Origin of the sequence: Exiguobacterium sp. SH1S1, from assembly GCF_004337245.1 — a bacterium.
GTDB classification, from domain to species: Bacteria; Bacillota; Bacilli; order Exiguobacteriales; family Exiguobacteriaceae; genus Exiguobacterium; species Exiguobacterium aurantiacum_A.
In genome coordinates this window covers 135,931-162,929 of record NZ_SJUZ01000005.1, presented here as the reverse complement: position 1 = coordinate 162,929, position 26,999 = coordinate 135,931, and the positions used below count along the sequence as shown (strand labels likewise).

The window sequence follows — 26,999 nt, the reverse complement described above, 5'->3', positions numbered from 1 at the left end:
CTGTATAGCCCGCGAACGAAGTCGGCTATAGAAAGGATGCCTGTATGCGCGATGCAATTTCGATTCAAACGTTGGCTGATTGCCTTCACTATATGCGGGTTGGTGACGTCGATCGGGCCATCTCACTTTTTCCTGAAGAAGTGCGTGAGCATTTCCCGAAAGAGCTTCGTAAAATCCATTTGTTTCATATTGAAAAGAACGGATTGTCGATCAATCAAATCGTGGCCTTGGCCAACACACTGACTGGAGAACATTTGTCCGCGACGACGATTCAAAACTGGACGAAACGCGAAGTTCGCAAAATCATCGGTGTCCCTCGGGTCGGCAAAAAATATTCACTGCAACAGGCTGCGATCATTTATTTGCTAGACGACTTGAAGCATTTGTTTTCGCTCGAAGAGACGAGCTCGCTGCTCGCACTCATCTTCAACAATCCCGACCGCGACGAGGACGACCTCATCTCCCCGATCGACTTCTACCGCTTGTACGCGGAGTATGCCAAGTCGACGAGCCCGATCGAGATGTTAGACACTCGTGCGAAGCGTTCGATCGAGAAGATGGGACATACCCATCCAAACATCATGCACGTCCTGAAGCTTTGTTTGTACGCGCACCGCGTGACGACACTCGAGCTCGAGGCCAAACACTATTTAAGCCGCTTCATTTGAGCCAATCAAATGAAGCTTTTTTTGTGGAACGCAAAAAAAACACCAGTCGCAGTGACTGGTGTTCGTCATATTGGTTAGACTGACATGGCGACCGGCATCCGTGATTTGACCGTCAACGTCTTCAAAACTGACAACAACTCGAACATCGAGAGCTGATCCGCCTCTTTCGTCAAACAGAAAGAATCGTCATCTTGTTTGCGAAGTTCCGCCACAAGTTTTCCAGCTTTATCGCGAACACTGAACTTGTAGCGTTCGACATCGTATTGAATCGTGTAGAGACCACGTTCATAGACGTTGTATTCACACTTTTTCCCGAATAACGAGAACTTGTCTTTCAATTGACCAATCGCTTGCCCGTCGTGGTTCATGACGACCCACTTTTGACAGTTTGGGATGTACTTCCCGTGAGCGATTTGTCGACCGGACAAGTTGTGCACTTGAACACTGCCCTCCGTGTCGCGGTGAACAGATCCGATTGCATCATTTGTTTCGTCATAAATGGTCGCCTCGCCTTGCGTAAAGACACAACCTTTTACATAAATTAATTTGCGCACCGCTTTTTCCTCCTACTACGTTCCAACCTCGATTTTTGTGTTTGTTCGGTTGGTCATTCTGTGAAACCCCAATTTAGTTTCTAGTAGTCGTGTTTCTCTGTTCAACTACTACATATTTCATATGACGAAGATGATTATTGCACCGTTTGAGGAAAAAGACAACCCCTTTTTCTTCGACACAATCCGCCAGTCTGTCAAAGCTGTGAACAGGCGCCACTTTAGCGCTTAAATCCAGCCTGTTTGAGCAGCTGTTCGAGCTCTGTTCTTGCAATCAGACGAACTTGATTTGGTTCGGCGAGTTCGTATGCACTATCCGTATAGGACGAGTTCGTGACGACCCATCCTTCGTTCGCTCCGTAGTATGGAACGGACGCGGCTACTTGCTGGACCGCTTCGAGTCCGACAACTTTTTCATAGCGTTTTGCTTGGACCGCGATCGACCAGCCGTCCGACGTTTCAAGGAGCAAATCCGCCCCGAAATCACGTGACGCCGGCGTGACCGTCACGGTGTACCCGAGCGCTGTGAATACTTCTTCTAAAAACAGCTCAAACTCACGGCCGTCCATTCGATCAATCCGATCAATCGTCGACAGGCGCATCCGCCAGATGAGCCAAGCAATCCCGAGAGCGAGCACCGTGACGACGCTCCACATCGGTACTCCCCACCACCATAATCCGATGGCGATCAATAGGCTAAGCGCCATTCCTTTCACGTCAATCGTCCTCCCTACCTTTTCTTTTATTTACTTTACCGAATCAATGCAGGAAAACAAAGGGTCTTCTGTCGAATGTATTCCAAATGTACCCGTTTGATATAAAGAAGGAGGGATCAAACGTTAATGGAGAAAAGGATGTATCTCCAAAACGAACTGCTGCACGCTTTACCTTACGGCGTCGCGCTGATTACGAAGGACGGTACGATCGTTCAGGCGAATCGTCCGTTCATGGAGCAGTTTCCTGAAGACTTACAGACGAAAACGAATATTTTCCACATGGTCAACCAGTCACCTCTCACCATGGAATTGTCGCGCCGGATGGAGCAAGGACTTCCTTGGATATACGAGATGCCGACGATTCGCGTCCATGCGATCCCATATGAACATATATATATTCTCTCCATCGAGCCGCTCCCGCTCGACACGCGGGTCACGGTCCAACATAACGCCTTTGAGGCGATGATGCATACCGAGCTCGACATGGCGATGATCATGACAGATGCCAATCTGCTCATCAATCGCTTCAATAAAGGAGCGACCGAGCTGTTCGGCTATCAACCTCACGAAGTGCTCTATGAGATGACACCGTTCGCCTTGTTCGAGTCGCGAGAACTGAGTGAGAAGCGAACGCATTATCAAGACGAGACGGAGCGCTTGTTGTCGTTCGAACAGATGCTGCGCGTCGCACTCGATCGTGGAGACCGAGAATGGAAGTTTCAGCGTAAAGATCGTACCCATTTTGTCGGCAAACTGTTCATGCAGCCGGTCTATGAACACAATCAAATCATCGGCTTCTTTTTCTTCGTCTTTGATGTCAGCCCTGAAATCGCGCTCAAAGGCGAACTGCTCCATAAAGAGCAGCGTTACCGCATGTTTGCTGAGTCCGTGATTGAAGCTGTCCTGTTTCACGAAGGGGGAACGATTCTTGACGCGAACAAGGCAGCCGAAACGATTTTCCGTATCCCGGCCGAGGACATGGTCGGACGCCAAACGATCGAATTTATCGCGGAAGGCTACCGGGCCGATGTCCTCAGACGGGTCCGTAATCACATTCAAACCCCTTACGAAGTCATCGGACGGCGCGAGGACGGTACCTTTTTAGAGATGGAAGTCTATCCGAAAGAAGTGACGTTCCAAGGCCAGACGCTCCGCGTCGCCGTCATGCGCGATATTAGTGACCGTAAAAAAGTCGAGCGCATGCTTGAACGAGAGAAAAATGCGATTGCTCGTCAGCGCGACATCATCCAATCGATTCTGCAAGCATCGAACGAGGCGTTCGTCTTGACCGAATCGAACGGTAGTGTCCTGTTCATGAACGTACATGCCCGGCGCTTACTCGACCTGCCTGGCATCGCTCCGAACAAGATGCAGGAACGCATCCCGCTCCTGACGACATTCCGGGGCCGTGATCGCACTGAAATGTTAAAGAAAATCGACCTCTTGCTCGACGGGTCGGCTCGTGAAGTGTCGCTCCGTTTTTCGATTCCGCAACCGAACGATCGCGACGAACAGTATTATGAGATGTACGGAACCGGAATGGACACAAAACGGCAGATTGGTATGGATAGTGGCTTTTTGTTCGTCTTCCGCAACCGGACTGAAGAAGAACGGATGGACCAAATCAAAAACGAGTTGGTCAGCACCGTCTCACACGAGTTGAGAACGCCATTATCTTCTCTATCGGGATACATCGAATTGATGCTGACACGTGACTTGTCGAAGGACAAGCGCGAGCGCTATTTAAAGACGATGGCGAAAGAAGCGAAGCGGTTGACGGACTTGTTGAACGACTTCCTTGATATTCAGCGCATGGAAGATGGCAATCAAGAGTATAAACAAGACCGCTTCGTCCTGAACGAGCTCGTCCGTGAAGTCGTCGAGCGCTTCCGCGAGACGACTGACCACTCGATTCATTTCGATGATGCCGACGAGTTGCTCGTTCTCATCGCCGACAAAGACCGGATCGAGCAAGTCATCATCAACTTGCTTTCAAACGCCATCAAGTACTCACCTCACAGTCATGAGATTGAAGTTCGCGTCCGGAAAGAGCACAAGCAAGCCCACGTGTCCGTCCAAGATTTTGGAATCGGGATTCCCGAGCACGCGTTCGAAGAACTGTTCAAAAAATTCTACCGTGTCGACAACTCAGATACGCGTCAAATCGGAGGCACCGGCCTCGGGTTGTCAATCTGTAAGGAGATCATCGAGTCGCACGGCGGCAGCATCGAAGTCGAGTCGAGCGTAGGCGTTGGCTCGACGTTCACGTTCACGTTAGATGTAGCGGAGGAGACGTCATGAATCAATATGCCTTTACCGGTTTCCCAGGATTTTTAGCAGGAAAGCTGATTACCCATCTCGCGACATTGCCAGATCAGATTGGAACGATCTATGCGCTCCATTTACCGGCACAACGACCAGAAGCGCTCGCTTTGAAACAAGAACTGTTAGCCACGACTTCGCTTCAAGCCGAGCAGTTAGTGCTTGTTGAAGCCGATATCACACTCCCGGAAGTCATTCTCGACCCGATCATGCGGTCGGTCATCGAACGGGAAGTGAATTATATCTTCCACTTAGCGGCCGCTTATGACTTGAGCATCCCGTATGACGTCGGCTACCGAGTCAACTTGCTCGGGACGAAGCATATGACGGCGTTCGCCAAACGGACAAAACATTTAAAGCGATACGTCTACTTTAGTACCGCCTACGTCTCCGGACGCCGCCAAGGGACCGTCTATGAGAACGAGCTATGGCATCGGGTCCAGTTTAAAAACCATTACGAGGCTACGAAGTATGAAGCGGAAGCCATCGTCTCCCGTGAACTCGGCTCGATACCCGCGACGATCATCCGTCCCGGTATCGTCATCGGTCATAGCAAGACCGGAGAGACGAAAAAATTCGATGGCGTCTACTTCGTGTTGAAGTTGATGGACCAGTTGCGTCAAGCGGCGCCGCTCCCGTATATCGGACGGCAAAACATCGAAGTGAACCTCGTACCGTATGACTACGTGGTCGAAGCGACTGCTTATCTCGCCCACGCCCCAGTCGGTCTAAAGCGCACGTTCCATTTGACCGACCCGTTCCCGCATGGGGCTCGGGAAGTGTACCGTATGATCCATGAAGCGATGTTTGGTCGCTCGCCTCGCGGAACGATTCCCCATTTCGCCGCAGAAACCGGATTTTCCGCTTTGCAGCTATCGGAACGATATGGGGTTCCAAAAGAACTGCTCGCCTATTTTAAGCATCAAGTCCATTTCGACACGACGCAGACGCTCCGAGCGTTAAACGGGACCGGCATCGTTTGCCCGGATTTACAAGACTACTTGCCTGACATCGTCGCTTATTACAACACACACAAAAAGCCCTGACCAGGGCTTTTTGTGTGTCTTCATCCAATTAACAGCTTCTCTTTCGGATAACGGATCTTCCGGTCCATCTGTCGTGCGACCGTGAACAGAATGGTCAGCGAGCCGACACGGCCGAGGAGCATCATGAACATGATGAACCCTTTCCCGGCGTCATTCAGTTCAGCCGTGATGCCGAGCGAGAGCCCGACCGTTCCGAAGGCAGACACGGTCTCGAACAAGAGGGCGGTCGCAGGAATGTGATCATTCGTCAAAATCGTGAGTGCCGTGATCAACAAAATAAAGAAGAAACTCGAGATGGCGACGACGTATGCTTTCTTGATTTGAAACGCGTCGATCGTTCGCTCGAGAATGACCGTTTCTTTTTTACCGGCGATGAACGCCCACATGTCCGCTAAAATGACAGCGACGGTCGTCACTTTGATACCAGATCCCGTTGATGCCGCCCCGGCCCCGATATACATCAAGATGAGGATTAATCCGATCGACACCGGCGCCATCATCGAGATGTCCACCGTATTGAATCCAGCCGTCCGTGTCGTCACCGCTTGAAAGAACGTGACGTTTAGCGCCTCGCCAATCGGGCGGCCGTAAAGTGCACCTTCCACTGATACCCACTCGAATAGCATAAGTCCGAACCAGGCGATCCCGTTGATGACGCCAAGCGAAGCAATCATGATTTTCGAATGCAAAGCGAGTCGCTTCCATCGTTTCACTTCGGTCGCGTCGGCAATCGTCGTGAATCCGAGACCCCCAATCATCAAGAGCATCGAAATCGTGACGACGATGGCCGTATTCTGCTCGAACTGCATCAAGCTGTCGGGCCATAATGCAAAACCTGCGTTATTGAACGCCGAGACGGCATGGAAAAAGCCATAATATAGTGCTTCGCCGAACCGATAATCGCTCGTGCTGTAAAGTTCGACCGTCAAAAATAACATTCCGATGAACTGGACGATGATGGTCGTGAAGACGATGTTGCGGACGAGGCGGACCGTTCCGCCCGGACCTGACAAGTTGAGCGATTCTTGGAGTAAGATGCGCTGTTTTAAGCCGATTTTCTTACCGAGCACACTGAGCAGCATGAGCGCGACCGTCATGAATCCGAGTCCGCCGATTTGAATCAAGGCGACGATGACGAGCTCGCCGAACGTATTGAACGATGAGCCGATGTCGATCGTCGACAGGCCGGTCACCGTGCCTGCTGACGTCGCGATGAAGAGGCAATCGATCCAAGAGACCGGTTCGGTTTGGGCGAATGGCATGTACAGTAACGTCGCTCCGATCAAGATGGCGAGTAAAAATCCAGTCGCGATAAATCGGGCCGGTTTTTCAAAGATGAGCCGGTATAGCGCCTCAATTCGTTTAAGGCGCAATTCCCGTACGGTCAATCGATGTCGCATCTCGCTATCTCCTTTAAATCGAGTTTTCTAAGCATCATCTTACTCCTCGACGTGTAAATTGCCAACTAGAAAAATGTATCGCTAACCCTTCCTATATTTTTTTGGTAATATGAGAGATAGACTTTATGAATATTGAGGAGGTTGAATGAAACCGTGGACCCTAGTACGGTAGATCATTCGCTAAAGGATGTCTCGCGAAGGTTGGAGCGTCAATCACAATGTATGCCCGCCCATCTCTATTTCCAGCTCGAAGAACTGTTGAATTGGTCACTTGATCAAGAAGTTATGAATCAATTGTACGCATTATTAAAAAAATACGATGTGCTAACCGATATAGAGCGTGAAGAACGAAATATCAGCATCCAACTGCTGATTGACGAAAACGGCGCTTAACCATCGGAACGCATTTGCGGGAGACGAGTTAAGTCTCTCGCTTTTTTCATATCTTGATTTTTTTTAGAAAGGTGGAAAACATAGACATGGATGTCGTCACTTTAGTCGGACTTTTACTCGGTTTCTTTACGTTAATCGGAGGGATGATTTTGAAAGGAGCGGGGGTCGCTCCGCTGATCAACCCTGCGGCGCTCGTCATTATTTTTGTCGGGACGGCGGCCGCGGTCAGTATCGCCGTTTCGAAAGAACAGCTACAGACGGTACCCCAACTATTTAAGATTTTATTCAAAAAACAAGAACTGCCAAGCAAATCTGGTTTGTTGACGCAATTCGTCGACCTGTCGACGCAGGCACGTAAAGAAGGCCTGCTGTCACTCGAGACGGCACTCGAGCAAGTCGAAGAACCGTTTTTGAAACAAGGCATGATGATGGTCATCGACGGTCAACCGTCTGAATATATCGCCGAAGTGATGTCGCGTGATATCGAGAATATGGAAATACGCCATAAAGCGAACGCTGATGTGTTCACGCAAGCAGGCACGTACGCTCCGACGCTCGGTGTACTTGGAGCCGTCATCGGGCTCGTCGCCGCGCTAAAAGACTTATCCGATATTGATAAACTCGGCTACGCCATCTCCGCCGCCTTTGTCGCGACGCTGTTCGGGATTTTCAGTGGATATGTTCTTTGGTTCCCGTTTGCCAACAAGTTGAAGCAATATTCGAAAAGCGAGGTCGTCGTCAAGGAAATGATGATCGAAGGAATTTTGTCGATTCAAGGCGGAGAGTCACCAAAGACGTTAGAAGATAAGTTGGCCGTGTATTTGTCTCCAAAGGAGCGAGCGAACTATGAAGCGCAAAAAGAAGCATGACCATGAAGAACACATCCCGGAAGGCTGGCTCATCCCTTACGCTGACCTGCTGACGTTACTTCTCGCTTTGTTTATCGTGTTGTTCGCCTCAAGTAACGTCGACCAGACGAAGCTCAATAAGATGTCTCAATCGTTCAATCAAGTGTTCTCAGGCGGCACGAGTGTCTTCCAAGCCTCAACGGCGTCAAACAGTGACATTAGCCGAACGGACAAGACAGATACGACCGCCAATCCGCGGACGTATGAGCTAGCCAAACTCGACGAGTTAAAAGAAGAAGTGAATCAGTACATTAAGAAAAATGGATTAGAAGACGAAATCGAGGCGACCATCAACTCAAGTGGGCTCGTCCTGACAATCCAAGACCGGGCTTTGTTCAGCATGGGGGAAGCGACACTCGACGCTGACGCCCGCACGGTCGCCCAGTCGATCAGCGGCATTCTCGAACAAGCCGGGAATCGAGAAATCGTCGTGTCCGGTCATACCGATAACGTGCCGATCAATACGGCTCGTTTCCCGTCGAACTGGGAACTCAGTTCAGCCCGAGCGACTGCGTTCATGCGAGGTCTGTTGACGAATGAGTCGCTCAATCCGAATCAGTTCACGCTCGCAAGCTACGGGGAATATAAGCCGATTGCGACGAACGAAACGGACGCCGGGCGTTCTAAAAATCGCCGTGTCGAAGTATTGATCAAGCCGCTCGTCGACTTATCAGAAGGTTCACCAAAAATGATCGAAACGCTCGTCTTACCATGAAGAAAAGCCCACTCTGCGACAGAGTGGGCTTTTTGTTAACGTGTCCATTCAAAATATTTTCGGGCGAGCTCGGTGAGAGGGCTCTCGAAGAGCCGCTTCCGCCAGTATAGATCGGCCGCTTTCTTAACGGCCTCGCTCCGCGAAGGATACGGATAGATCATACGTGACAACTTGCCGATCTTATCACCGCGTTGCATCGCATAGACGACAATCTGCATCCAATCGCCAGCCGTCATCCCGACCGCGTGTCCTCCGAGAATCTTGCCGTTCTTCCGGGTGATGATTTTGACGAAGCCTGTCTCTTGGCGATCGGCGACGAACCGATCGACTTCGGACAGCTTCGCCTCAAAGATTTCGATGTCATCCCCGTGACGCTCACGCGCCTCGGCCTCGGTCAATCCGACATGGAACACTTCCGGGTCGGTAAACGTGATCCAAGGCATCTTGCTGTAATCGACCTTGTTCCATAGCCCGAACAAGGCGTTGGCGACGACCGCCTTTCCTTCTTCGCCGGCCGCATGTGTGAACGGTAACGTCTTGATCGTATCTCCGATGGCGAAGATGTGGGACTGTGACGTCCGATACGTCGACGTCACATCGACATAGCCGTCTTTCACGTCGACTTTCGCCCGATCAAGGCGAAGTTCTTCGATGCGTGGAGCACGTCCTGTCGCCATGAGCAGTTTTTCCGCCTCATACTCGACAGTTTCCCCATCGACTTCGGCTGTGACTTTGATGCGTCCTGCCACTTCAGCAATCTGTTTGACCTTGACACCGATTTCTAGATGCAGCGCCATCTCAAGCTGTGAGCGGAGCAACGCACTGACAGACTCGTCTTCTTTCGGCAAGAACGCGTCTTGCGCCTCGAGCACGGTCACTTGGCTACCGAGCCGCGCGAACGACTGTGCCAGCTCAAGTCCGACCGTGCCGGCCCCGATGACGATGATGCTCTCTGGGAGCGTCTCTTCTTCAAACACGTTTTCATTCGTTAAGTAGGAAACGTTGTCCAATCCATCGATTGGCGGGACGGTCGGTTTCGACCCGGTCGCGATGACGAACTTTTTACCGATCAGTAAATCGTCACCGACTTTCAGTTCGTACGGGCTTTGGAACGACGCTTCTCCGATGTATACATCGACCCCGATCTTTTCGAAACGCTCCGTCCCATCGTGTTCTTGAATGATCGCCCTCGCTTTGTCGACTCGTGCTTTCGTCGTCTTATAATGATCGCGCCCGTCAAACTCGGCTCCGAGCACACGTGCGGCCTGCATCATCGAACTCGCATCTTTCGAGGCTGCGATGAGCGCCTTCGACGGGATACAGCCGACGTGGAGACAATCGCCACCCAGATGTTTTTTCTTCTCAATCAGTGCGACTTTCACACCTAAATTCGCGGCACCGGCTGCGACCGTCATCCCGGCCGCGCCTCCCCCGATTACAATCAACTGATAGTCCTTCATCCCATCAACCTCCGATATCGTTTGCTTACGTCGTCCATCCGTTTCCGGTTCACACCAAAGTCGGAATGACCGAGTCGTGAAGCAGAACGAAATTCTACTTGTCTCGCTTCATCGTCAAATAAAAATTCCACATCATCTTTAAAACGCATCACTTTCGAAGAGACGACGTAATGGAGCGTGTCCGTCGTCTCCTCGGCAAGCTCCGTCCGAGGTAGCTGCCCCATCACCATTTTGATGGTTTCGACCGTTTGATCGCGGTCTTTTCCATACGGAAGCGGGTCCATGTGCAGCGCTTTGATCGACGTTTGTGTCGATACGGCATTCGGACTTCCTTTCAACGGTTTCAATGTTTTTGCGGCCACGACAAAAAACCTCCCTCATTCTACATACAATTGTATGTATCCTGAATTCGGAAGGTTTAACCCTTTTATTGCAGTTCGCTCGGGTCGAGCGGTAACAGAACTGTCACAGTCGTCCCTTGTCTGACTTCACTTTCGATGACAAGTTTCCCTTCATGCGCCTCGATCAACTCCTTAGCGATCGCAAGGCCGAGGCCGCTGCTGCCTTTCGTCACTTGCGCTTGATAGAACATTTCCGTGATGCGCTGCAAGTGTTCTTTCGAGATGCCAGGTCCTTGGTCGATAATCGAGATGAAGGCGACCCGCTCCGACTGGACGAAGCGAACCGTGAGCGTCCCGCCGACTGGTGAGAACCGGATCGCGTTTTCAAGTAAGTTTAAGAATACTTGCTTGAGCCGGTTCTCATCGAATAGACCGACCGACTTGGCCGGGTAGCGCTCGATCAACGTAATCTGCTTATCTTCAAGCGATTGTTTCAGTTGAATCGTTACTTTGCGTAACAGGGAGACGAGATCGAGCTCTTGACGATAGAGCACGAGACGACTCTCCTCGATTTTCGTGTAGTCGAGCAATTGCTCGACGAGACCGATCATTCGCTCGGTCTCCGAATGAATGATACTCAGACCGAGCTCTGTCTCGTCTGACAGTTGTTCGTCCCCGCCTCGGATCGTCTCAGTCCAGCCTTTGATTGAAGTGAGCGGCGTCCTGAGCTCATGGGAGACGTTCGACAAGAATTCGTTGCGCGTCGATTGGTGCTGTTGCACTTTAGCGCCTAAGTAAGTCAGCGTCCGGGCAAGCGCCCCGAGCTCGTGCTTCTCGTTCGAATATACCTCGACGTCGAAATCACCTTGCGCCATCTCGTCAGCCGTCTCAATAATCTCGCGGATCGGACGGACGAAGCGGTCCGCGATTCGGATGACCGCGTATAGCGCCACGAGCCAAATCAAGACACCGATCATGAGGACCGCCATCCAAATCTCGCGGATGAGCGTATCTAAGTCTGCGAGCGGACGAGTGAAACTGATGGCGAACTCACCCGTTCCCTCGGTCATGATTGGGCTTGTCACCGACAGAAAGTGTTCTTCGTTCACGTCATAGTCTTGGACGACCGACTCTCCTCTAGCGAGACGCTCGAGCTGCTCAGGTGTATACGACGCTTGTTGTGCTCGCTGTCCGGTCGTTTTTATAATCGCGCCAGAGCGGTCGACCATCGTCAAATCGGTACCCGGATACCCGAACGTCCGGACGAGGACCGAGAACGCGCTCGGTGTCTCAAATCCGACTTGCGCCTGTGGATACAAATAAGCGCTTGTCGTCGCATGGCTGACCAACGCATCGGACTCATACTCGTAGTAATAACGGTACGTACCGTACGACAGGACGCTTACGAGCAGTAAGAGCACGAGTGTCACGACAATCATCATGCGGATGACGAGCTGTTGTCTCATCCGTCATGTCTCCGCCACTTATAGCCATGCCCCCATAGCGTCTCGATATAGGCAGGATGGCTCGGGTCGTCTTCAATCTTTTGCCGTAAGCGGCGAATGTTGACGTCCACCGTCTTCCGGTCCCCGAAGTAGTTGATGCCCCAAACCGCATCAAGAAGCGCATCACGTGATAAGACGACTTCTTCGTTTTGGACGAGATGACAGATCAAGTCATATTCGGTCGGCGTCAAATCGATCGATTGTCCGTATTTCGTCACTTGTTTCGCCGCCAAGTCGATGGCGAACGGTCCTGACTTGAGACGTTTCTTCTCTTTGCGCTTCACTTTTTCGACGCGTCGCAGGAGCGCATGAATGCGCGCGATGAGCTCGCCCGGGCTGAACGGCTTGGCGATATAGTCGTCCGCCCCTTTCCCGAGACCTTCGATTTTATCTTCTTCAAGCGTGCGTGCCGTCAACATGATGATCCCGACGTTCTCGTCTAAGTCACGAATTGCGGCGCACGCTTCAAAGCCGTCCATCTCAGGCATCATGACGTCTAGCAAGACGATATCGAACGGTTCACGATCGAACGCGGTGACCGCTTCACGGCCGTTCGTTGCCTCAAAGACATCAAATCCGGCTCGTTTTAAATTTACGATGATAAAGCTGCGAATCGCATGCTCATCTTCGGCTACTAATATCCGATTCATATTTCCACCTCTTCTGGAGTTCACTACTCTACATTATAGTTACGTTTTTGCGACAAGGTTGTCAATTGACCTCAAATCGTATTAGGATGGAGTCATTAGATTCTGAAGGAGGACTCCTTACCACTATGAGTTATAACATGATTGTTTTAGATATGGACGATACGCTCCTCACGAGCGACCACACGATTTCCCCTGTCACGAAAGCGGCGTTACTTGACGTCCAAGAACGCGGCCACAAAGTCGTTTTAGCAAGCGGACGTCCGACGTACGCCATGTGGGAAGCAGCTCGTGAACTCGAGCTCGCCAAATATGGTAGTTACATCTTGTCATTCAACGGTGCTTCAATCATCAATTGTGAAACAAATGAAGAAATCTTCTCAAGCACGTTAATGCCAGACACAGTCGCCCACCTCCATGATATCAGTGTCCGGGAGGAAATCGCGATTCATACGTACATCGGTAACGAAATCGTAACCGATCAGCCGAACCCGTATACCGATCTCGAAGGCGAATTGACGGGCATGCCGGTCATCCACGTCAACGATTTCAAAGAAACCGTCACGACCCCTGTCGTCAAATGCCTCATGCTCGGCGATGGAGAAACGCTCGCCCCAATCGAGACGAAGCTACAAGTCGAGCTCGAAGGCAAGCTCGCCGTCGCCCGTTCGAAACCGTTCTTCCTCGAGTTCACGGAAGCCGGTGTGACGAAAGGGACGAGCCTCGCCTTTTTGGCTGACCACGTCGGAATCGACCAAGCACACGTCATCGCTTGCGGAGACGGCAACAACGACTTGACGATGATCGAATGGGCCGGACTCGGTGTCGCCATGGGTAACGCCAACGCCACGGTCAAAGGGAAAGCCGACTTCATCACGAAGTCAAACAATGAAGATGGAATCGCCCACGTCATCGAGACGTACATGAGCAGTGTCGTTACGAATCGTTAAGCAATAACCGTTTGAACCAAGGAGGAATCACGATGAATAAAGGATTGAAACGAGCTGGACTCGGACTAGTCGGAACGGCCGTCGCCGGTGCTGCCTACGTCTTCTTGTCACCGAAGCCTGCGTCCCGTCTCGTCAAAACTTCATTTACTGGAGGCAAGGAAGTCGCGATCAAAGGATTCGACGAAGTCGTTCAAAAGACGTCGGTCCGTAAAGACATCGATTACTATTCTGCCTACGAGAACGGGACGTTCGATTTGATTCGCTATGAAGGCGATAAGCATGTCGTCCCGACAATCTTTTGGGTGCACGGTGGCTCGTTCGTTGGCGGTGATAAGGCCGATGTGTTCAAGTATGCGACGTCGATCGCAAGCAACGGCTACAACGTCGTCAGCATCAACTACGCCCTCGCCCCGGACGTCACGTATCCGGTGCCACTCCAGCAAATCGAAGAGGCGTACACGTATATTGCCGACAACAACGATCGCTTCCGACTCGATCTCGACCGCGTCTTTTTCGCCGGAGACTCGAACGGAGCGCAGCTCGTCGCCCAATTCATCGGGATTCAACTGAACGATGACTATGCACCGTCAGCCGAAGTGAATCAAGTCGTCCCGCAAGACTCGATCCTCGGCGCGGTTCTCTTGTCTGGCCCGTATGATTTGAAACGGACGATTCTCGAGTCTTCGAAAGCCGTCAACCGTTTCTTGTTCAAGCGGATCGGTTGGGCCTACTTCGGGACGTACAATTGGGAGAACCTCCCCATCGTCAACGAAGCGTCTCCTCTCGTCAACATCCCGGCCACGTTCGTCCCGACGTTCATCACCGACGGGAACACGGGGTCGTTCGAGACACAAGCGAAAGAGTTCGCGACGATTCTCTCCGGACGGACTGACGTGACGAGCGTCTTCTATAATCGAGATGAATACGAACTCGGAAACAGCTATCACTTCGAGATGGATCAACCAGCAGCCAGTTCAACGTATCGTCGCTTGATCACGTTCTTGCGTGAAACGACCAAATAAAAACAACCCCGACTTTTTTCAAAGTCGGGGTTGTTTGCGTCATTTGAGCAAATCCATTGCGCGGGCAATCAGCTCGTTGCGAGAGTCTGAAGTTTTCCGTAACGCTTGTAGCCGGTCGATGAGTGCTTGACGAAGCTCGTCTGACTGAACGAGTTCCAAGCATTCAATCTGAGCCAACCAGGCGTCTGCATGCTCAGAGAGGACCGTTGGGACGAGAGCGTCGATCGACTCACCTTGTTCACGCATGAGCCGGATGCGATTGAAGAGTGGGTCGTCTTCCGTCCACGTCCGGGCGTCCCGTTCGATTTGAACCGGTTTCTCTAAGACGACGAGCTCTTCGACGTCCGTGCCCGGGAAGATCGACGGTAGCGAATCGTGTCTCACTTCAAGCGTCGCGAGCTCGATTTGTTTGCCGTCGATGTGCACGCTCACGTCTTCTAGCGTGATCTCGTCTGTCGTCTCGCTGACGATGCGGCCATCGAGGCGAACGTCCGCTTCCGCGAGCGCTTCTTGGATTGGTCCATCTAAAACGAGTAGTCCGTGATTGCTCAAATTGCGAAGCTGGCCGTGGTCAACTTTCACGCAGTCCCCCCATTGAACGAGGGCAACTCGGCCTGTGTTCGTCACGTGTCGAACCGTTCCGACACGGTCGGTCCCATCTTCGAGCCGGATCGTCGATTGACTTCCTGAGGCGAGCGCCTTCTCAAGCGATGCGATTCCGCCCGTGTGGACGGCCATCCGTGATTCGAGTTCATCGAGCGCATCCGTCAACGCCTCGAAGTCAGGGATGACGAACAGTTCACTTTGCATATTCGTCACATCCTGTTTCGTCTCTAGCGCATGCTCGAGGTTGAACGGATGTTTCGTGACGGCGTCGGTCAGGCAGTGACGGCTCTCGCCGACCGAAGACAACAGTCCGGCCCCGTAAATGAGCGGGCGCTCGATGTCGCCGATCAGTCCGAACTCGACCGTCCACCAAAAGATACGTGCCACTTGCTGCGCTTCGGAGAAGCCCGTCACTTGCGCTTTCGCTTCATGCAGCGCTTCTAAGGCGGCTTTGACATCCGCTTCCGTCGAGTTGGCATTCTCTTTCACGATCGTCAGTCGTTTGAGTGCCGCGAACGAGGCGTGTTCCTCACGGTTCATGAACGCTTTCGCGCCAAGTTGACCGAACCGTTTCACGATTTTAGAAAACTCAGGGTCCATCAGCATCGGCGCGTGACCGGCCGCCTCATGGATAATGTCTGGTGCCGGGCTGTACAAGATGTTCTCGACTTTCCGGATGTCGGTCGCGACCGGTAACATCCCGTTCCCTTGGAAGTCAAAGAACGCGACGCCAGGAATCAATCCGTCGACCGCGACCGTCGACCAACCGGCCGCTCGCATCTCGGTGGTCATTTTTTCGACGTCCGGGAGGCGTTCTGGTCCCATGCCTGTCTTTTTCAACCCTTCGATGTAGAACGGATGGGCCTTGCCTTCGAGCGTATGCAAATTGAGCCGTAATACGAAGCGCCAGACCGCGTGATCGGTCGGTGTGTACTCGTTGTAAAACTGGGGCGAGATATGAGGCGCCAAGTGGCGTGGGATTGATTGTGTGAGCATGATATTTCCTCCTTTTGTCTACTGGACGTCAAAAAGTCCCTATCGATTCACTCGATAGGGACGACTTAGCCGCGGTACCACCCTGATTACTAGACGTTGTCTAGTCACTCTAATCCGATAACGGGGGACCGCTCACATGTGAGAGCTCACAAACTGTAATTCGATTCATCTTTTGGGCGTGTTCGCAGCACCACACGCTCTCTGGGCCAGGGAAGATGTCTCTACTTCGGTTTGATCATCGCTTTTGTTACTGTTATGCAGTTATGCTTCTATGCGAACTTGCTTTTAAGCGTTAAAGTATCTTGTTGGTTGTAACTTTACCAAATCGTTTTGTCGACGTCAACAAAAAACAGTCCGCAACTGCGAACTGTCACAAACACCAATCAATTTCAGGTTGTCCCCACTGTTTCATCAAATCGTTCACTTGCGAGAACGGACGGGATCCGAAGAAGCCGCGGTGTGCCGACAGCGGACTCGGGTGGACCGATGTCAAGATCGCGTGCTGCGGCCCGATCAGCTTTTGTTTCTTTTTGGCATCGTTTCCCCAAAGAATAAACACGATCGGTTGCTCACGCTTCCCGAGTTGCTCGATGATCGAGTCCGTGAACTGAACCCATCCTTGTCCGCGGTGTGATCCGGCCTTACTCGCTTCGACCGTGAGCGCGGTGTTGAGCAACAATACGCCTTGGCGGGCCCAGTTCTCTAGATTCCCGCTCTTCGGCACGCTACAACCCAAGTCTTCATGCAACTCTTGAAAGATGTTGCGCAGCGATGGCGGAAAACGGACACCGTCTTGGACCGAGAAGCTGAGTCCGTGGGCCTGATTCGGACCGTGATACGGGTCTTGGCCGAGGATGACGCATTTGACGTCTTTAAACTTCGTGTAGACGAACGCGTTCCAAATGTCTTCCCGCTGCGGATAGACGGTCGTCGTCGCATACGCCTCATCGACGAACGCTTTCAAGTCAACGAAGTACGGCTGCTCCATCTCTGCTTCAATGATGTCACTCCAGTCGCCGAGCAAGCGGTCTGATAACTGTTCTCCCATTTGATTCGCCCCTTTCCGTCTTATCATACCCGAATCGACGGCACACAAAAAGACGAGCCCAGTGGACTCGTCCGATGATTATACTGTGACTGTGCCTGCTACTTCTTTCGCAAGTGCTTCTGCTTTCGCTGTCGCGTCAGCAACGATGTCTTCGATCTTGTCTGGGAACTGGTTCATTCCTTCAACCGCAAGTGTCGTCACTTCGTTCACGCCGACGAACGCAAGCGCTTGACGGAGGTACGCGTCTGCAAAGTTGAGGTCTGTGCCTGTGTAGATGCCGCCTGTCCCTTGAATGTGGATCGCTTGTTTGTTCTCAAGGAGACCGACCGGCCCTTGCTCTGTGTAACGGAACGTTTTGCCGGCTGAGAGGACGCTATCGAGGAACATCTTCATGCGTGCTGGGAAGAAGAAGTTCCACATCGGCGTCGCGAACACGTAAAGGTCTGCTTCCATGAACTTCTCGAGCATGCCGTTCATCGTCGCGACTTTTGAAGCTTCGACGTCTGTGAGTGCTTCACCAGACGCGAATTTTCCCCAAGCGCTTAACACGTCGCCATCGATTTCTTGGACGTCGACATCGTAAAGCTCGATTGCTTCGACTTCAAGCGATGCGTTTTCTTGTTGAAGCTTCGTCATGAACGCTTCTGCGACTTGTTTGCTGTATGACAATTCTGTCGGTTTTGGGTTAGCTGATACGTATAATACTTTTTTCATAATGGGTTCCTCCACTGGTAATCTCTATTTTGATAACAACAGTTAGAACTATATCATCTGTATATCTCACCGTCAATTATTTCAACTTCAAGATAATTGACAAAAAAACAGGCAGGCGTTATTTGCCTGCCGCGTTGTAGCCGACGCGTTTCAATAAATCGATCAACGTCTCAGTCTCTTGTTCGCTGAGCGGTCCATAAATATCTTTGAAGATTTCAATATGCTCAGGATAGACGACGTCCATCAATTGCTTGCCTTCGCCTGTCAACGACGCGTACGTGACACGACGGTCTGACGGACAGGCGACGCGCTCGATGAGCCCTCGCTTCTCAAGCTTGTCGATCACATACGTGACGCTGCCACTCGTGATCAAAATTTGATCGCCGATTTGTTGCAGCGGCGTATCTCCTCGTTTATACAATACGGATAGAACACCGAACTCTGTTGAATTCAATTGGTGGCGTCTAAGATCGTCTTTGACACGATCACTGATTGCGTCCATCGCTCTTGCTAAGACGACCCATGCCTTCAATTCGAGTGATTCAATCATGTCGGTTTCACCTCAATTCGTTCATCATTTACCTTTAGTATAGCAGGACATGAGCAGTATACGTCGCTAAAAACACTTCGTCAAGAAACTTCTCCGTTGTCGCGTCTCCTTGAAACGTTTAGAATAGAACTATTGTGATTTTTAGAAAGGGTGGACGGTATGCGTGAGTATTATGAGATTTCATTGACGATTAAAGCAGGCTATTTGAGTTCGGTCATCGAGTTGTTGAACCGGGAAGGCATCGCCCCTGACTATGCCCTTGAAAAAGAAGGCGCGGTCTTTTTACTGTTCAACCACTTGCCATGGCCGAACGTCACGCGCGAACCGCACGCAGTCGAGCGTTTCTTGTTGACGTTGTCGCGCGAAGACTACCTGTTCGTCAAGACGAAACGAAAATCGCCCGTACCCGGCCATGAACCGGTTGCCTGCATGGGAGCGTACGATTCGCCTTTCCACGAATATTTGAAAATCGAGCTCGCCGTCGACGAATCCGATGCGAGCCATCTCGATATGTCGGCGTTCCGCCATTACTAAACAACGCACGCGCGTTGTTTTTTTGATGACTAGGTTTGAGCGCGGACGGGAATATAGGACAATATCTGACTGATAAAGGGGAATGTCTTGAATGGATACAGTTATGTTGATCGTCAACCCATCGTCTGGGAAAGAATTAGGGAAAGAGCACGCGCCGTTCGCTGAAGAAGTGCTGCGCGAACGTTACGGAAACGTCGACGTCCGTTTTACTGAAAAAGCCGACGACGCCACACACTTTGCACGAGAAGCGGCGTCGAAACAATATAAAGCCGTCATCGCCATGGGCGGCGACGGCACGTTGAACGAGACGGTGGCCGGTCTCGCCGAAGCCGATCATCGTCCCGACTTCGGAATCATCCCGCTCGGAACGGTGAACGATTTGGCACGGGCTCTCGGCGTACCGAGTGACCCGAAAGAAGCGATTGAAGCGCTGCGAACGGCAAAACCGTCACCGATGGACATTGGGAAGTATGAACACGGCTACTTCATGAACGTCATCGCCATCGGCCTCATCGCTGAGGCGGTCGATGAAGTCAGCGTCGAAGAGAAGACGAAATGGGGCCCGTTCGCCTACTTGATTGAAGGCATCAAAGCGTTCCGGGAACACAGTCCTTACTCGTTATCAGTTCAGGCCGAAGAGCACACGTTCGACGGGGACGCTTTTCTCGCCGTCATCGCGCTGACGAACTCGGTCGGCGGCTTTGAAAACTTCGAGCCTGATGCGAAGTTGAACGATGGCCTGCTTCACGTCTACTTGTTTGAGAATCTCGGTTTCACAGACGCCTTCCAGCTCGCTCCGGCCTTATTTACCGGTAAGCTTAAAGAAACAGACAGTGTGACCGCATTCCAGACGAAGCGGGTGTATATCGATTCGCCTGATTCGCTTCCGGTCAACGCCGACGGGGACACGGGCGGGAAACTCCCGCTCACGTTTGAAGTGCTCCCAAGCCATCTCCAAGTGCTGAAACCAGTCTAATCTCTCGCCTCGGGACAGAAGGCTCGTTCGAGAAAGGAGAGATCGTTCGATGAACATCACACTCGTTCCGCTGCTCGAAGCGTCAGACGACATCGTCAAGACGTTCAACCGGTGGAACAACGATCCCGAAATCGTTCATTTGATCCGCCCTGCTCGCTCGGAAGAAGAACTCGCGGCCGAGCAACGGATGACCGTCGCCGACTTGACGGATCGACTTCAGACACACGATATCTTTCTCATTTACGCTGACGACAGGCTCGTCGGCGAGGTGAACGTGATGTATGACGCAAACCATCTATACGTTCAAGAACCAGGGAGTGCCTGGCTCGGACTCGTCATCGGGGAAGCGGCGGGTCGCGGCAAGGGTGCGGGCAGCGAGGCACTCCGACTTTTGGAGGAACGGCTTCGTCACCAAGGCACCCCGCGCATCGAGCTCGGCGTGTTCGGGTTCAACGAGGCGGCACACCATCTCTATAAGAAGCTCGGTTATGAAGAAATTGCGCGCATCCATGCGTTCACGTACTGGAACGAACAATTTTGGCCTGATATCCGCATGGAAAAGCGACTGACATGACAAAGACCTTCCTCAAGCGAGGAAGGTCTTTCGTCAGTTGTTCAAGTTTTCGACTTCGACGACGCGGAACCCTTTTTGTTCGAGTTTGGCGACGATCTTGTCTTTCTTCGGCTCATCACAGTCAGGCGGCAACGTGATCAAAACACGGCGAAGGACTTTACTCTTCGCGTCGAGCGTCATCAAACTCGCGATAGACGAGTATTTGCTGACGACTTTCGTGATTTTCTCGAGCGCACCTACCTGCTCGCTAAGTGCGATCGTGACGACGTAGCTGCCTGTGTCACGGCTCCACGCCTCTTCGAGCATGCCGAGCATCTTCCCGTGTGGCAAAATGCCGTAAAATTCATTGCTCTCGTCTTTTAGGACCGCGATATACGGTAACTCTTTGATCGAGAAGAAGACTTTGAAGAATCCGTCCGACTCGTGGACGTATTTCTGCGTATTTTTAATCAATTCCATGACGTTGTCGTCAAGGCTCGCGCCACTCATTCCGTGACGGTAAATATGCATCTTATAAATGTTACCGCGGAAAAATATTCCCGTCTCATCGAGGACAGGGACACAGCGGTATCCTGTCTTTTCAAGCGTATCGAGCGCTTCACGTAACGTCGCCTTTTCACTGATTGTGACGACGTCTTTTTTTGGAATGCATAAGCTATGCACTAACATGCGGTTTTCCTCCTAGCAAATTAAAAGTGGTCTACACCCTATTCATTACTATTCCCCAAATATGATTGAAATCCTGCCATCTTTTTTAAAACTTCGATTCAACCTTTGGCGGTCATGGGATTTGTCGTAACGCCTAAAAGTCGTTATAGTGAAACTATCCAAACAGACAAAGGGGATTGAACGACTATGACGATGAAAAAAGCATTAACGATCGCTGGTTCAGATACGAGTGGCGGTGCAGGCATTCAAGCTGACTTGAAGACGATGGAAGAGCTCGGTGTGTATGGCATGACCGCACTCACGGTCATCGTAGCCCAAAACCCGCATAACGCTTGGCACCATGAAGTCTTCCCGATTGATACGACGTTGATCGAGAAGCAGATTGACACCGTCCTCGCCGGAATCGGCGTCGATGCCGTCAAGACAGGGATGCTCCCGACTCCAGAAATCATCGAGCTCGCGGCTCGTAAAATTAAAGAGTACGGCATTCAAAACGCAGTCGTCGACCCGGTCATGGCTTGTAAGGGAGCCGACGAGATCCTCAACCCGGACGTCGCCGTCGCGATGCGTAAGCACCTCGTCCCTGTCGCCAAAATCATCACGCCGAACTTGTTCGAAGCGCGTATGCTCGCTGGCCTCGACAAGACACCGTCGACGATGGAAGAAATCAAAGAAGCCGCACGCTTGATCCATGAGCTCGGTGCTGAAATCGTCATCGTTAAAGTCGGTGGAAAACTTGGGTTCGACACGGCGTTTGACGTCCTCTATGACGGTAACGAGTACCGTCTGCTCGAAAGCGAAAAGATCGAACCTGCTTTCACGCACGGTGGCGGTTGCACATTCTCTTCAGCCATCGCCGCATCACTCGCGAATGGACATTCCGTCGACGAGTCGATTCGCATCGGGAAAGAGTTCATTACAGAAGCGGTCCGTCACTCGTTCCGCCTCAACCAATACGTTGGGCCGACGAACCATACCGGTTATCGTCAAAAACTAGCAACACAATCATAAACAAGGTGGCCCGGGGCGAACGTCCTGGGTCATTATTGCCATTGGAGGAGACTAGCGTGAAACCGATTCAACCTGAAACGATTCAAACGTATTTAAACGCACACGTGTCGACGCCTTTATACGCTCACGTCGAGACGACGAACGGCGCTTACGCCACACATAACGACCCGGATTTCCATAACGCCGGGATGTTTATCCGTAACGTCGTGATCGAGTACAGTATCGGTCAAATCAAAGGAGACGGACCGTATCGAGTCGGACTAAAGCTCGATCACGGCTGGCTCTACGTCGAAGGATTGACCGACTTTGAACAACACGGTGAACAGTTGCTGCTCGCCGGGCACGACCGTCTCGGACGCCTCGCCTGCGCGCTGCATCTAGACGTCAAACCGCTCCCGCAAGGAGCATCGGAGGTGGACAGCCAATGAACGGACCGTTACTTGTTATTTTCCCACACCCGGACGATGAGGCGTTCAGCTCGGCCGGAACGATCATTCAACATCAGAAGAACGGATTCCCCGTCACATACGTCTGTCTGACACTTGGTGAGATGGGCCGTAATATGGGCTCGCCAATCTTCACGACGCGTGAAGAACTGCCAAGAATCCGTAAACGCGAGCTCGAGGACGCCTGTGCCGTCATGGGCATCGACGACCTCCGGATGTGGGGACTGCGCGACAAGACCGTCGAATTCGAAGACGAGACCGAACTGACGAATCGCTTCAGCAAGTTGATCGCCGAAGTGAAACCGACCCGCGTCATCTCATTTTATCCAGGCTATGCCGTCCATCCCGACCATGAGGCGACAGCACGAGCGGTCGTCCGGGCGCTCCAAGAGATGGACGAAGCGAAGCGTCCCGAATTTTTAGGTGTCGCTTTTGATCACCGGACGGAAGATGAGCTCGGCAAACCTCACGTCCTCATCGAAGTCGGTCAGGAGAGTGCCGCCAAACGTGAGGCGTTGCTCGCCCACCGTTCACAGACGGAAGGGTTGCTCCGTGCAATCGACAACGCAGAAAACGCCCACGTCATGGAGTTACTCCAACGTGAGCGCTTCTATCATTATCCGTTCTCATGATTCAAACGCGTAACGCGTCATATACAGCAACAAACCTACAGTCCCTAACCCGATCAACGTTCCTAGCACGACGACGATATGTCCCATGTTCTCACCTCTACTTGGTTTTACGAACTGAATGAGTAATAAGTTTCAATAACGCGTGTGCGAACACGCGTTATTTTTATTAAAAGTACAAGACGTAGATAACGGCAGCCAAGACGAGCCGGTAAATCGCGAACGGCGTCAGTTTCACTTTGTTGATCAACTTCAAAAAGAATTTGATGGACAGCAACGCGAACAAGAACGCACTGACGAAACCGATCAGGAAAACAGGCAGCGTGTCGACCGTGAAATAGCTCCACTTGCTGTAAAGCGAGAGCGCGCTCGCCCCGAACATGATCGGGACGGCCATGATGAACGTGAAGTCGGCCGCAGCCCGGTGACTCATCCCGAGCAACACTCCGCCCGAAATGGTCGAGCCCGAACGTGAAAAGCCTGGCCAAAGCGAGAAACATTGAATCAAGCCGACTCCAAGCGCTTGTTTGTATGTGATGTCGTCGAGTGTCGGCGTCGTCTGTCGTTTCACGCCGGACAAGTCGGCGGCAATCATGAAGAACGCACCGATGACGAGTCCGATCAATACCGTCTTAATCGAAAACAGATGCGTGTCGATGTAGTCCTCAAACATGAGTCCGAGCACGGCCGCCGGGAGCAGACCGATAAAGATATGTAGCAGGTTCAACTTTTTCGTCGGCCCTTCATGTCGAATCGCGAGCAATTCTTTCGGATTCAATAACGCTTTGAACCGACTCCTGAAAACGACGATGACCGCTAAGATCGAACCGAGCTGAATCACGATCTTGAACGTGTTGGCTACTTCTTGACCTAGAAAACGACTCGAGTTGAGCCAAATATCGTCGACCAAGATCATATGTCCGGTCGAAGAGACAGGCGCGAATTCCGTCAATCCTTCGACGACGCCTAATAAAAAACCGATGAATAATTCATACCATTCCATTGCATTGTCCCCTACTCCAGTATTGCTTTTTATCATACACGGACGGGACGACGTTCTCTCTCGGTCTTAAGACGTAAAAAAAGAGGACGTAATGCCCTCTTTCCCCTTACATCCATAAAGGAAGCCGGCTAATGTGCAATCTTAGCCGCTTCTTGAGACCACCCCCCGACTCAGGACGGCTTGACACGCGCACACGAACGAACCGATGACGAAGAAAGCAGTAAATAGCGACAATCCCGCACCCCCGATGAACAATACACCGAGTCCGATAATCCCGCCATGCAAGAGCATCGATACCGTTGACTCGGTCGTGGCTCGAATCATGGACGGAAGAGCGCGATGGAGCACCCCGAAGTAGAGCGGTTCGACCGCCCCGACGAGTAGCGCCATCAGTGCCATCCAGAGCAGTCCGAACTGATTTGGGAACGTTCCGAGCAGTATAAACCCGATCCCGATACCCCAAGCGATGAGTTGTTGCCAGCGAGCGACCGGGGCAACTTTCAATAACACCGGGGCAAGCAGTTGACCGGGAATTTGAATGAGCAACAGTACGGTTGAGACCGCCCCGAACCAGTAGATCGGGACATTGACGTCACGCGCGTACAGCTGCCAAAACTCATCCACGAAATTGAATGCACTAACGACCAACACGAACGACCCGGTCAGCATGAGCAGTGACTTGTCGTTCCAAATGAAGCGGAAACCAGCCTTTAACTGCCGCCATGTCACCGCTTCTTCGTGGACCACCCGTCTCGGTTCGACGAGCAATAGACTGCACATCGTCGCGATGAACAGGCTCACAAGCGATAGCATGTAGTTGAACTCAAACGGAAACTTGGTCGCGAGCAAACTTCCGTTAAAGGCGGCGATGACGGCCGCGACGAGCCCGATGGCATTCAGGCGACCTAGCAATCGCTCAAACGCATCCGTATCTCCGTCTTGCTCGAGCGTTTCATACAACAAAGCGTTCTCGGACCCGCTGCGCAGCACCGCCCCGATGGCGGACAAACTAATCGCCAAGACAAACCCAATCAACGAAAACGACAGCAACAACACAATAAACGATAGCCATTCGAGCGCAATGCCGATTTGCAGCAGACGTCGTCGTTTCCAGCGGTCGGCTAAGACGCCGGTCGGCACTTCAAGGAACACGACGATGACGGCATAGACGATTTCCGTGTAGACCACTTCTTGAATCGTGATGCCGCGCGACTCCCAAAACAGACGTTCAATCGTATAGGCCGGAATCAACGCCTCAAACCAGCGCATCGCACCAAGCAACCCTACGTTTCGACGGACTTAGCTAGGGGACCGTGCTCTTCGTCTCATCATGATCTCCTCCTTGTTTACCTATTCCCGATTCCACAAAAAAGCCACGGAACATGTCCGTGGCCGATAGATTATTTTAATAGGTTGAGCATCTCACGGTTAAACGCCGGAATGTCGTCCGGTTGACGGCTCGTGACGAGCTGATTTTGGCAGACGACGACTTCTTTGTCGGCATACTTCGCACCGGCATACTCCATGTCGACTTTAATCGACTTGTACCCGGTCGCGTCGCGGCCTTCGAGCGTCTTCGCCGTGATCAACAGTTGCGGCCCGTGACAGATAGCGAATACCGGCTTCTTCGCATCCATGAACGCTTTCGCGAACTGGACGAAACGTTCGTCTTCGCGCAACAAATCAGGTGAGAATCCGCCTGGTAAGAGCAGAGCGTCAAAGTCTTCTGGAGACACGTCGTCGACACTTTTGTCGATCGTGACTTTTGCCTCGCCTTGTTTGCCTTCGACGGTGTTACCGGCTGCCTTTTCGATCGTGACAACTTCGTGCCCCGCCTCCACCAATGCGTCGCGTGGACCTGTGAACTCTACGTCTTCAAACATATCCGTGATTAGCGTTGCTACTTTTGCCATATCGGAAACACTCCCTAATTTTTGTTTTATGCACATAAGGACTGTTCCACCCGTCACGGACCGTTAAACATTCAGCGGAATTTTGAGACGTACGGATTGTCCCGCTCGAAGAAGCGGTACGCATAGTCACGCGCCTCGCCGCTGTTCGGGATACCGATGCGCGGACCGGCCTCAATCTCGTTCACACCGTCCCCTTCGATAATATAGAGCGGTTCATGTTGGAGCGAGTGTCCGTACAAGTCCATCGTGATCCCGAGCGCCTTCGTCAGTTTACCGGGTCCGTTCGTCCGGTCGAACCGTTTGATGCCAGGACGATTGAATTCAATCAACTCCTGCCCGGCGACGGGTTCGATTGCCCGGATCAACACGGCTTCCGGTGAGCCGATCGGACCGCTGACGACGTTCAAGAGCGTATGCGTGTGCATTTGATACGTGTATACATGTCCAGACTGCCCGAACATGATCTCGGTCCGATTCGTCCGTCTGCCGCCAAAACTGTGGGCTGCCTGATCGACCGCCCCGAGATACGCCTCCGTCTCGACAATCTTGCCAATGATCTGTCCGTCGAGATGATCATGGACGAGATAGTGCCCGAGCAACGACCGGGCCAGTTCGAGCGTCGGTTGTTCATAAAATGATGGGTCGAGCCGTTTCATCGTCATCCCTCCTCGTCCTTATTTTCTCAA

At 52.0% G+C, this 26,999-nt stretch carries 30 protein-coding genes and 1 other annotated feature; of the genes, 14 read left to right on the top strand and 16 right to left on the bottom strand.

Annotated elements, in window-relative coordinates:
* Positions 1 to 44: 44 nt before the first annotated feature.
* Positions 45 to 668, top strand: a complete 624-nt coding sequence (locus EVJ23_RS10880) for a DUF1836 domain-containing protein (protein WP_070329188.1) — start codon at positions 45 to 47, stop codon at positions 666 to 668.
* Positions 669 to 742: 74 nt separating this feature from the next.
* On the opposite strand, the gene EVJ23_RS10875 is transcribed toward EVJ23_RS10880, so the two are convergent.
* Positions 743 to 1,222, bottom strand: coding sequence for an LURP-one-related family protein (locus EVJ23_RS10875; RefSeq protein ID WP_070329187.1), 480 nt, complete (start codon positions 1,220 to 1,222; stop codon positions 743 to 745).
* Between the two features lie 218 nt (positions 1,223 to 1,440).
* Positions 1,441 to 1,926, bottom strand: coding sequence for a restriction endonuclease (locus tag EVJ23_RS10870; RefSeq protein WP_236633762.1), 486 nt, complete (start codon positions 1,924 to 1,926; stop codon positions 1,441 to 1,443).
* 135 nt (positions 1,927 to 2,061) lie between these two features.
* Between EVJ23_RS10870 and EVJ23_RS10865 the strand changes: the two genes are divergently transcribed.
* Both EVJ23_RS10865 and EVJ23_RS10860 read left to right on the top strand, forming a co-directional pair.
* On the top strand, positions 2,062 to 4,236 hold the full coding sequence (locus EVJ23_RS10865; RefSeq protein ID WP_131441645.1) for a PAS domain-containing sensor histidine kinase: 2,175 nt from the start codon (positions 2,062 to 2,064) through the stop codon (positions 4,234 to 4,236).
* On the top strand, positions 4,233 to 5,303 hold the full coding sequence (locus EVJ23_RS10860) for an SDR family oxidoreductase (RefSeq protein ID WP_131465983.1): 1,071 nt from the start codon (positions 4,233 to 4,235) through the stop codon (positions 5,301 to 5,303). The genes EVJ23_RS10865 and EVJ23_RS10860 overlap by 4 nt, the downstream gene beginning before the upstream one ends.
* 20 nt (positions 5,304 to 5,323) lie before the next feature.
* Here the strand turns inward: EVJ23_RS10860 and EVJ23_RS10855 are convergent, their stop codons facing one another.
* Entirely contained in the window at positions 5,324 to 6,703 is a 1,380-nt protein-coding gene (locus EVJ23_RS10855) for a TrkH family potassium uptake protein (RefSeq protein ID WP_131465981.1), read from the bottom strand.
* 201 nt (positions 6,704 to 6,904) lie between these two features.
* Between EVJ23_RS10855 and EVJ23_RS10850 the strand changes: the two genes are divergently transcribed.
* The 3 genes from EVJ23_RS10850 (at position 6,905) to EVJ23_RS10840 (ending at position 8,719) form a co-directional block, all read left to right on the top strand.
* Positions 6,905 to 7,096 carry a hypothetical protein gene (locus EVJ23_RS10850; protein WP_233589722.1) on the top strand — a complete coding sequence of 64 codons (192 nt, stop codon included), beginning with the start codon at positions 6,905 to 6,907 and terminating at the stop codon, positions 7,094 to 7,096.
* Positions 7,097 to 7,182: 86 nt separating this feature from the next.
* Positions 7,183 to 7,965 carry a flagellar motor stator protein MotA gene (gene motA, locus EVJ23_RS10845; RefSeq protein ID WP_070329182.1) on the top strand — a complete coding sequence of 261 codons (783 nt, stop codon included), beginning with the start codon at positions 7,183 to 7,185 and terminating at the stop codon, positions 7,963 to 7,965.
* Complete coding sequence (locus EVJ23_RS10840) at positions 7,943 to 8,719, top strand: flagellar motor protein MotB (RefSeq protein ID WP_070329181.1); 777 nt, start codon at positions 7,943 to 7,945, stop codon at positions 8,717 to 8,719. The genes motA and EVJ23_RS10840 overlap by 23 nt, the downstream gene beginning before the upstream one ends.
* A gap of 35 nt (positions 8,720 to 8,754) precedes the next feature.
* Here EVJ23_RS10840 and EVJ23_RS10835 read toward each other — a convergent pair whose 3' ends face one another.
* From EVJ23_RS10835 to EVJ23_RS10820, 4 genes are all read right to left on the bottom strand, one after another.
* Complete coding sequence (locus tag EVJ23_RS10835; RefSeq protein ID WP_070328307.1) at positions 8,755 to 10,179, bottom strand: dihydrolipoyl dehydrogenase family protein; 1,425 nt, start codon at positions 10,177 to 10,179, stop codon at positions 8,755 to 8,757.
* A complete protein-coding gene (locus tag EVJ23_RS10830; RefSeq protein ID WP_070328308.1) occupies positions 10,176 to 10,541 on the bottom strand; it encodes a DUF1499 domain-containing protein in 366 nt (121 codons plus the stop codon). Before EVJ23_RS10830 ends, EVJ23_RS10835 begins: the two co-directional genes overlap by 4 nt.
* 65 nt (positions 10,542 to 10,606) lie before the next feature.
* Positions 10,607 to 11,986, bottom strand: coding sequence for a sensor histidine kinase (locus tag EVJ23_RS10825; protein ID WP_070328309.1), 1,380 nt, complete (start codon positions 11,984 to 11,986; stop codon positions 10,607 to 10,609).
* Entirely contained in the window at positions 11,983 to 12,675 is a 693-nt protein-coding gene (locus EVJ23_RS10820; protein WP_131457893.1) for a response regulator transcription factor, read from the bottom strand. Before EVJ23_RS10820 ends, EVJ23_RS10825 begins: the two co-directional genes overlap by 4 nt.
* A gap of 125 nt (positions 12,676 to 12,800) precedes the next feature.
* Here EVJ23_RS10820 and EVJ23_RS10815 point away from each other — a divergent pair, with 125 nt between their 5' ends.
* Positions 12,801 to 13,622 carry a Cof-type HAD-IIB family hydrolase gene (locus EVJ23_RS10815; RefSeq protein ID WP_131465979.1) on the top strand — a complete coding sequence of 274 codons (822 nt, stop codon included), beginning with the start codon at positions 12,801 to 12,803 and terminating at the stop codon, positions 13,620 to 13,622.
* Between the two features lie 32 nt (positions 13,623 to 13,654).
* Positions 13,655 to 14,644 carry an alpha/beta hydrolase gene (locus EVJ23_RS10810; protein WP_131465977.1) on the top strand — a complete coding sequence of 330 codons (990 nt, stop codon included), beginning with the start codon at positions 13,655 to 13,657 and terminating at the stop codon, positions 14,642 to 14,644.
* Between the two features lie 39 nt (positions 14,645 to 14,683).
* Here EVJ23_RS10810 and EVJ23_RS10805 read toward each other — a convergent pair whose 3' ends face one another.
* From EVJ23_RS10805 to EVJ23_RS10790, 4 genes are all read right to left on the bottom strand, one after another.
* Positions 14,684 to 16,246: an aromatic amino acid hydroxylase gene (locus EVJ23_RS10805; protein ID WP_131465975.1), complete on the bottom strand. Its 1,563-nt coding sequence runs from the start codon at positions 16,244 to 16,246 to the stop codon at positions 14,684 to 14,686.
* 53 nt (positions 16,247 to 16,299) lie between these two features.
* Positions 16,300 to 16,494 (bottom strand) — a binding site (T-box leader).
* A gap of 122 nt (positions 16,495 to 16,616) precedes the next feature.
* A complete protein-coding gene (locus tag EVJ23_RS10800) occupies positions 16,617 to 17,294 on the bottom strand; it encodes a uracil-DNA glycosylase (RefSeq protein ID WP_201739015.1) in 678 nt (225 codons plus the stop codon).
* A gap of 78 nt (positions 17,295 to 17,372) precedes the next feature.
* Complete coding sequence (locus tag EVJ23_RS10795) at positions 17,373 to 18,008, bottom strand: FMN-dependent NADH-azoreductase (RefSeq protein ID WP_131465972.1); 636 nt, start codon at positions 18,006 to 18,008, stop codon at positions 17,373 to 17,375.
* A gap of 118 nt (positions 18,009 to 18,126) precedes the next feature.
* Entirely contained in the window at positions 18,127 to 18,558 is a 432-nt protein-coding gene (locus tag EVJ23_RS10790; protein WP_016509745.1) for a MarR family winged helix-turn-helix transcriptional regulator, read from the bottom strand.
* A 159-nt stretch (positions 18,559 to 18,717) separates the two neighbouring features.
* Between EVJ23_RS10790 and EVJ23_RS10785 the strand changes: the two genes are divergently transcribed.
* From EVJ23_RS10785 to EVJ23_RS10775, 3 genes are all read left to right on the top strand, one after another.
* A complete protein-coding gene (locus EVJ23_RS10785) occupies positions 18,718 to 19,092 on the top strand; it encodes a hypothetical protein (RefSeq protein ID WP_070328315.1) in 375 nt (124 codons plus the stop codon).
* A gap of 91 nt (positions 19,093 to 19,183) precedes the next feature.
* On the top strand, positions 19,184 to 20,068 hold the full coding sequence (locus tag EVJ23_RS10780; protein WP_201739014.1) for a diacylglycerol/lipid kinase family protein: 885 nt from the start codon (positions 19,184 to 19,186) through the stop codon (positions 20,066 to 20,068).
* A gap of 49 nt (positions 20,069 to 20,117) precedes the next feature.
* Positions 20,118 to 20,642 carry a GNAT family N-acetyltransferase gene (locus tag EVJ23_RS10775; RefSeq protein ID WP_131465970.1) on the top strand — a complete coding sequence of 175 codons (525 nt, stop codon included), beginning with the start codon at positions 20,118 to 20,120 and terminating at the stop codon, positions 20,640 to 20,642.
* 33 nt (positions 20,643 to 20,675) lie between these two features.
* Here the strand turns inward: EVJ23_RS10775 and cbpA are convergent, their stop codons facing one another.
* Positions 20,676 to 21,311 (bottom strand): cyclic di-AMP binding protein CbpA, encoded by a 636-nt coding sequence (gene cbpA, locus EVJ23_RS10770; RefSeq protein WP_070328318.1) that lies wholly within the window; start codon positions 21,309 to 21,311, stop codon positions 20,676 to 20,678.
* 186 nt (positions 21,312 to 21,497) lie between these two features.
* Here cbpA and pdxK point away from each other — a divergent pair, with 186 nt between their 5' ends.
* Genes pdxK through bshB2 form a run of 3 tightly spaced genes read left to right on the top strand, consistent with a single transcriptional unit; the run spans position 21,498 to position 23,400 of the window.
* A complete protein-coding gene (gene pdxK / locus EVJ23_RS10765; protein ID WP_070328319.1) occupies positions 21,498 to 22,322 on the top strand; it encodes a pyridoxine/pyridoxal/pyridoxamine kinase in 825 nt (274 codons plus the stop codon).
* Between the two features lie 56 nt (positions 22,323 to 22,378).
* Positions 22,379 to 22,750 (top strand): YojF family protein, encoded by a 372-nt coding sequence (locus tag EVJ23_RS10760; protein WP_016509734.1) that lies wholly within the window; start codon positions 22,379 to 22,381, stop codon positions 22,748 to 22,750.
* Positions 22,747 to 23,400, top strand: a complete 654-nt coding sequence (gene bshB2, locus EVJ23_RS10755) for a bacillithiol biosynthesis deacetylase BshB2 (RefSeq protein WP_016509728.1) — start codon at positions 22,747 to 22,749, stop codon at positions 23,398 to 23,400. Before EVJ23_RS10760 ends, bshB2 begins: the two co-directional genes overlap by 4 nt.
* Positions 23,401 to 23,566: 166 nt before the next feature.
* Here bshB2 and EVJ23_RS10750 read toward each other — a convergent pair whose 3' ends face one another.
* From EVJ23_RS10750 to EVJ23_RS10735, 4 genes are all read right to left on the bottom strand, one after another.
* Positions 23,567 to 24,400 (bottom strand): undecaprenyl-diphosphate phosphatase, encoded by an 834-nt coding sequence (locus EVJ23_RS10750; protein ID WP_070328320.1) that lies wholly within the window; start codon positions 24,398 to 24,400, stop codon positions 23,567 to 23,569.
* Positions 24,401 to 24,541: 141 nt separating this feature from the next.
* Positions 24,542 to 25,669, bottom strand: a complete 1,128-nt coding sequence (locus EVJ23_RS10745; RefSeq protein ID WP_131465968.1) for an MFS transporter — start codon at positions 25,667 to 25,669, stop codon at positions 24,542 to 24,544.
* A gap of 131 nt (positions 25,670 to 25,800) precedes the next feature.
* On the bottom strand, positions 25,801 to 26,313 hold the full coding sequence (locus EVJ23_RS10740) for a type 1 glutamine amidotransferase domain-containing protein (protein ID WP_131465966.1): 513 nt from the start codon (positions 26,311 to 26,313) through the stop codon (positions 25,801 to 25,803).
* A 71-nt stretch (positions 26,314 to 26,384) separates the two neighbouring features.
* Positions 26,385 to 26,975: a DNA-3-methyladenine glycosylase gene (locus EVJ23_RS10735; RefSeq protein ID WP_071398860.1), complete on the bottom strand. Its 591-nt coding sequence runs from the start codon at positions 26,973 to 26,975 to the stop codon at positions 26,385 to 26,387.
* Between the last annotated feature and the right edge of the window lie 24 nt (positions 26,976 to 26,999).

What these genes read in the sequence shown, in the direction of transcription:
- cbpA (WP_070328318.1), bottom strand. Translation starts at nt 21,311, where the DNA reads ATGTTAGTGCATAGCTTATGCATTCCAAAAAAAGACGTCGTCACAATC.
- EVJ23_RS10745 (WP_131465968.1), bottom strand. Translation starts at nt 25,669, where the DNA reads ATGCGCTGGTTTGAGGCGTTGATTCCGGCCTATACGATTGAACGTCTG.
- EVJ23_RS10790 (WP_016509745.1), bottom strand. Translation starts at nt 18,558, where the DNA reads ATGATTGAATCACTCGAATTGAAGGCATGGGTCGTCTTAGCAAGAGCG.
- EVJ23_RS10805 (WP_131465975.1), bottom strand. Translation starts at nt 16,246, where the DNA reads ATGCTCACACAATCAATCCCACGCCACTTGGCGCCTCATATCTCGCCC.
- EVJ23_RS10820 (WP_131457893.1), bottom strand. Translation starts at nt 12,675, where the DNA reads ATGAATCGGATATTAGTAGCCGAAGATGAGCATGCGATTCGCAGCTTT.
- EVJ23_RS10860 (WP_131465983.1), top strand. Translation starts at nt 4,233, where the DNA reads ATGAATCAATATGCCTTTACCGGTTTCCCAGGATTTTTAGCAGGAAAG.
- EVJ23_RS10735 (WP_071398860.1), bottom strand. Translation starts at nt 26,975, where the DNA reads ATGACGATGAAACGGCTCGACCCATCATTTTATGAACAACCGACGCTC.
- EVJ23_RS10880 (WP_070329188.1), top strand. Translation starts at nt 45, where the DNA reads ATGCGCGATGCAATTTCGATTCAAACGTTGGCTGATTGCCTTCACTAT.
- EVJ23_RS10855 (WP_131465981.1), bottom strand. Translation starts at nt 6,703, where the DNA reads ATGCGACATCGATTGACCGTACGGGAATTGCGCCTTAAACGAATTGAG.
- EVJ23_RS10835 (WP_070328307.1), bottom strand. Translation starts at nt 10,179, where the DNA reads ATGAAGGACTATCAGTTGATTGTAATCGGGGGAGGCGCGGCCGGGATG.
- EVJ23_RS10825 (WP_070328309.1), bottom strand. Translation starts at nt 11,986, where the DNA reads ATGAGACAACAGCTCGTCATCCGCATGATGATTGTCGTGACACTCGTG.
- EVJ23_RS10785 (WP_070328315.1), top strand. Translation starts at nt 18,718, where the DNA reads ATGCGTGAGTATTATGAGATTTCATTGACGATTAAAGCAGGCTATTTG.
- bshB2 (WP_016509728.1), top strand. Translation starts at nt 22,747, where the DNA reads ATGAACGGACCGTTACTTGTTATTTTCCCACACCCGGACGATGAGGCG.
- EVJ23_RS10800 (WP_201739015.1), bottom strand. Translation starts at nt 17,294, where the DNA reads ATGGGAGAACAGTTATCAGACCGCTTGCTCGGCGACTGGAGTGACATC.
- EVJ23_RS10775 (WP_131465970.1), top strand. Translation starts at nt 20,118, where the DNA reads ATGAACATCACACTCGTTCCGCTGCTCGAAGCGTCAGACGACATCGTC.
- EVJ23_RS10865 (WP_131441645.1), top strand. Translation starts at nt 2,062, where the DNA reads ATGGAGAAAAGGATGTATCTCCAAAACGAACTGCTGCACGCTTTACCT.
- EVJ23_RS10795 (WP_131465972.1), bottom strand. Translation starts at nt 18,008, where the DNA reads ATGAAAAAAGTATTATACGTATCAGCTAACCCAAAACCGACAGAATTG.
- EVJ23_RS10870 (WP_236633762.1), bottom strand. Translation starts at nt 1,926, where the DNA reads ATGGCGCTTAGCCTATTGATCGCCATCGGATTATGGTGGTGGGGAGTA.
- EVJ23_RS10810 (WP_131465977.1), top strand. Translation starts at nt 13,655, where the DNA reads ATGAATAAAGGATTGAAACGAGCTGGACTCGGACTAGTCGGAACGGCC.
- EVJ23_RS10740 (WP_131465966.1), bottom strand. Translation starts at nt 26,313, where the DNA reads ATGGCAAAAGTAGCAACGCTAATCACGGATATGTTTGAAGACGTAGAG.
- EVJ23_RS10750 (WP_070328320.1), bottom strand. Translation starts at nt 24,400, where the DNA reads ATGGAATGGTATGAATTATTCATCGGTTTTTTATTAGGCGTCGTCGAA.
- motA (WP_070329182.1), top strand. Translation starts at nt 7,183, where the DNA reads ATGGATGTCGTCACTTTAGTCGGACTTTTACTCGGTTTCTTTACGTTA.
- pdxK (WP_070328319.1), top strand. Translation starts at nt 21,498, where the DNA reads ATGACGATGAAAAAAGCATTAACGATCGCTGGTTCAGATACGAGTGGC.
- EVJ23_RS10840 (WP_070329181.1), top strand. Translation starts at nt 7,943, where the DNA reads ATGAAGCGCAAAAAGAAGCATGACCATGAAGAACACATCCCGGAAGGC.
- EVJ23_RS10780 (WP_201739014.1), top strand. Translation starts at nt 19,184, where the DNA reads ATGGATACAGTTATGTTGATCGTCAACCCATCGTCTGGGAAAGAATTA.
- EVJ23_RS10815 (WP_131465979.1), top strand. Translation starts at nt 12,801, where the DNA reads ATGAGTTATAACATGATTGTTTTAGATATGGACGATACGCTCCTCACG.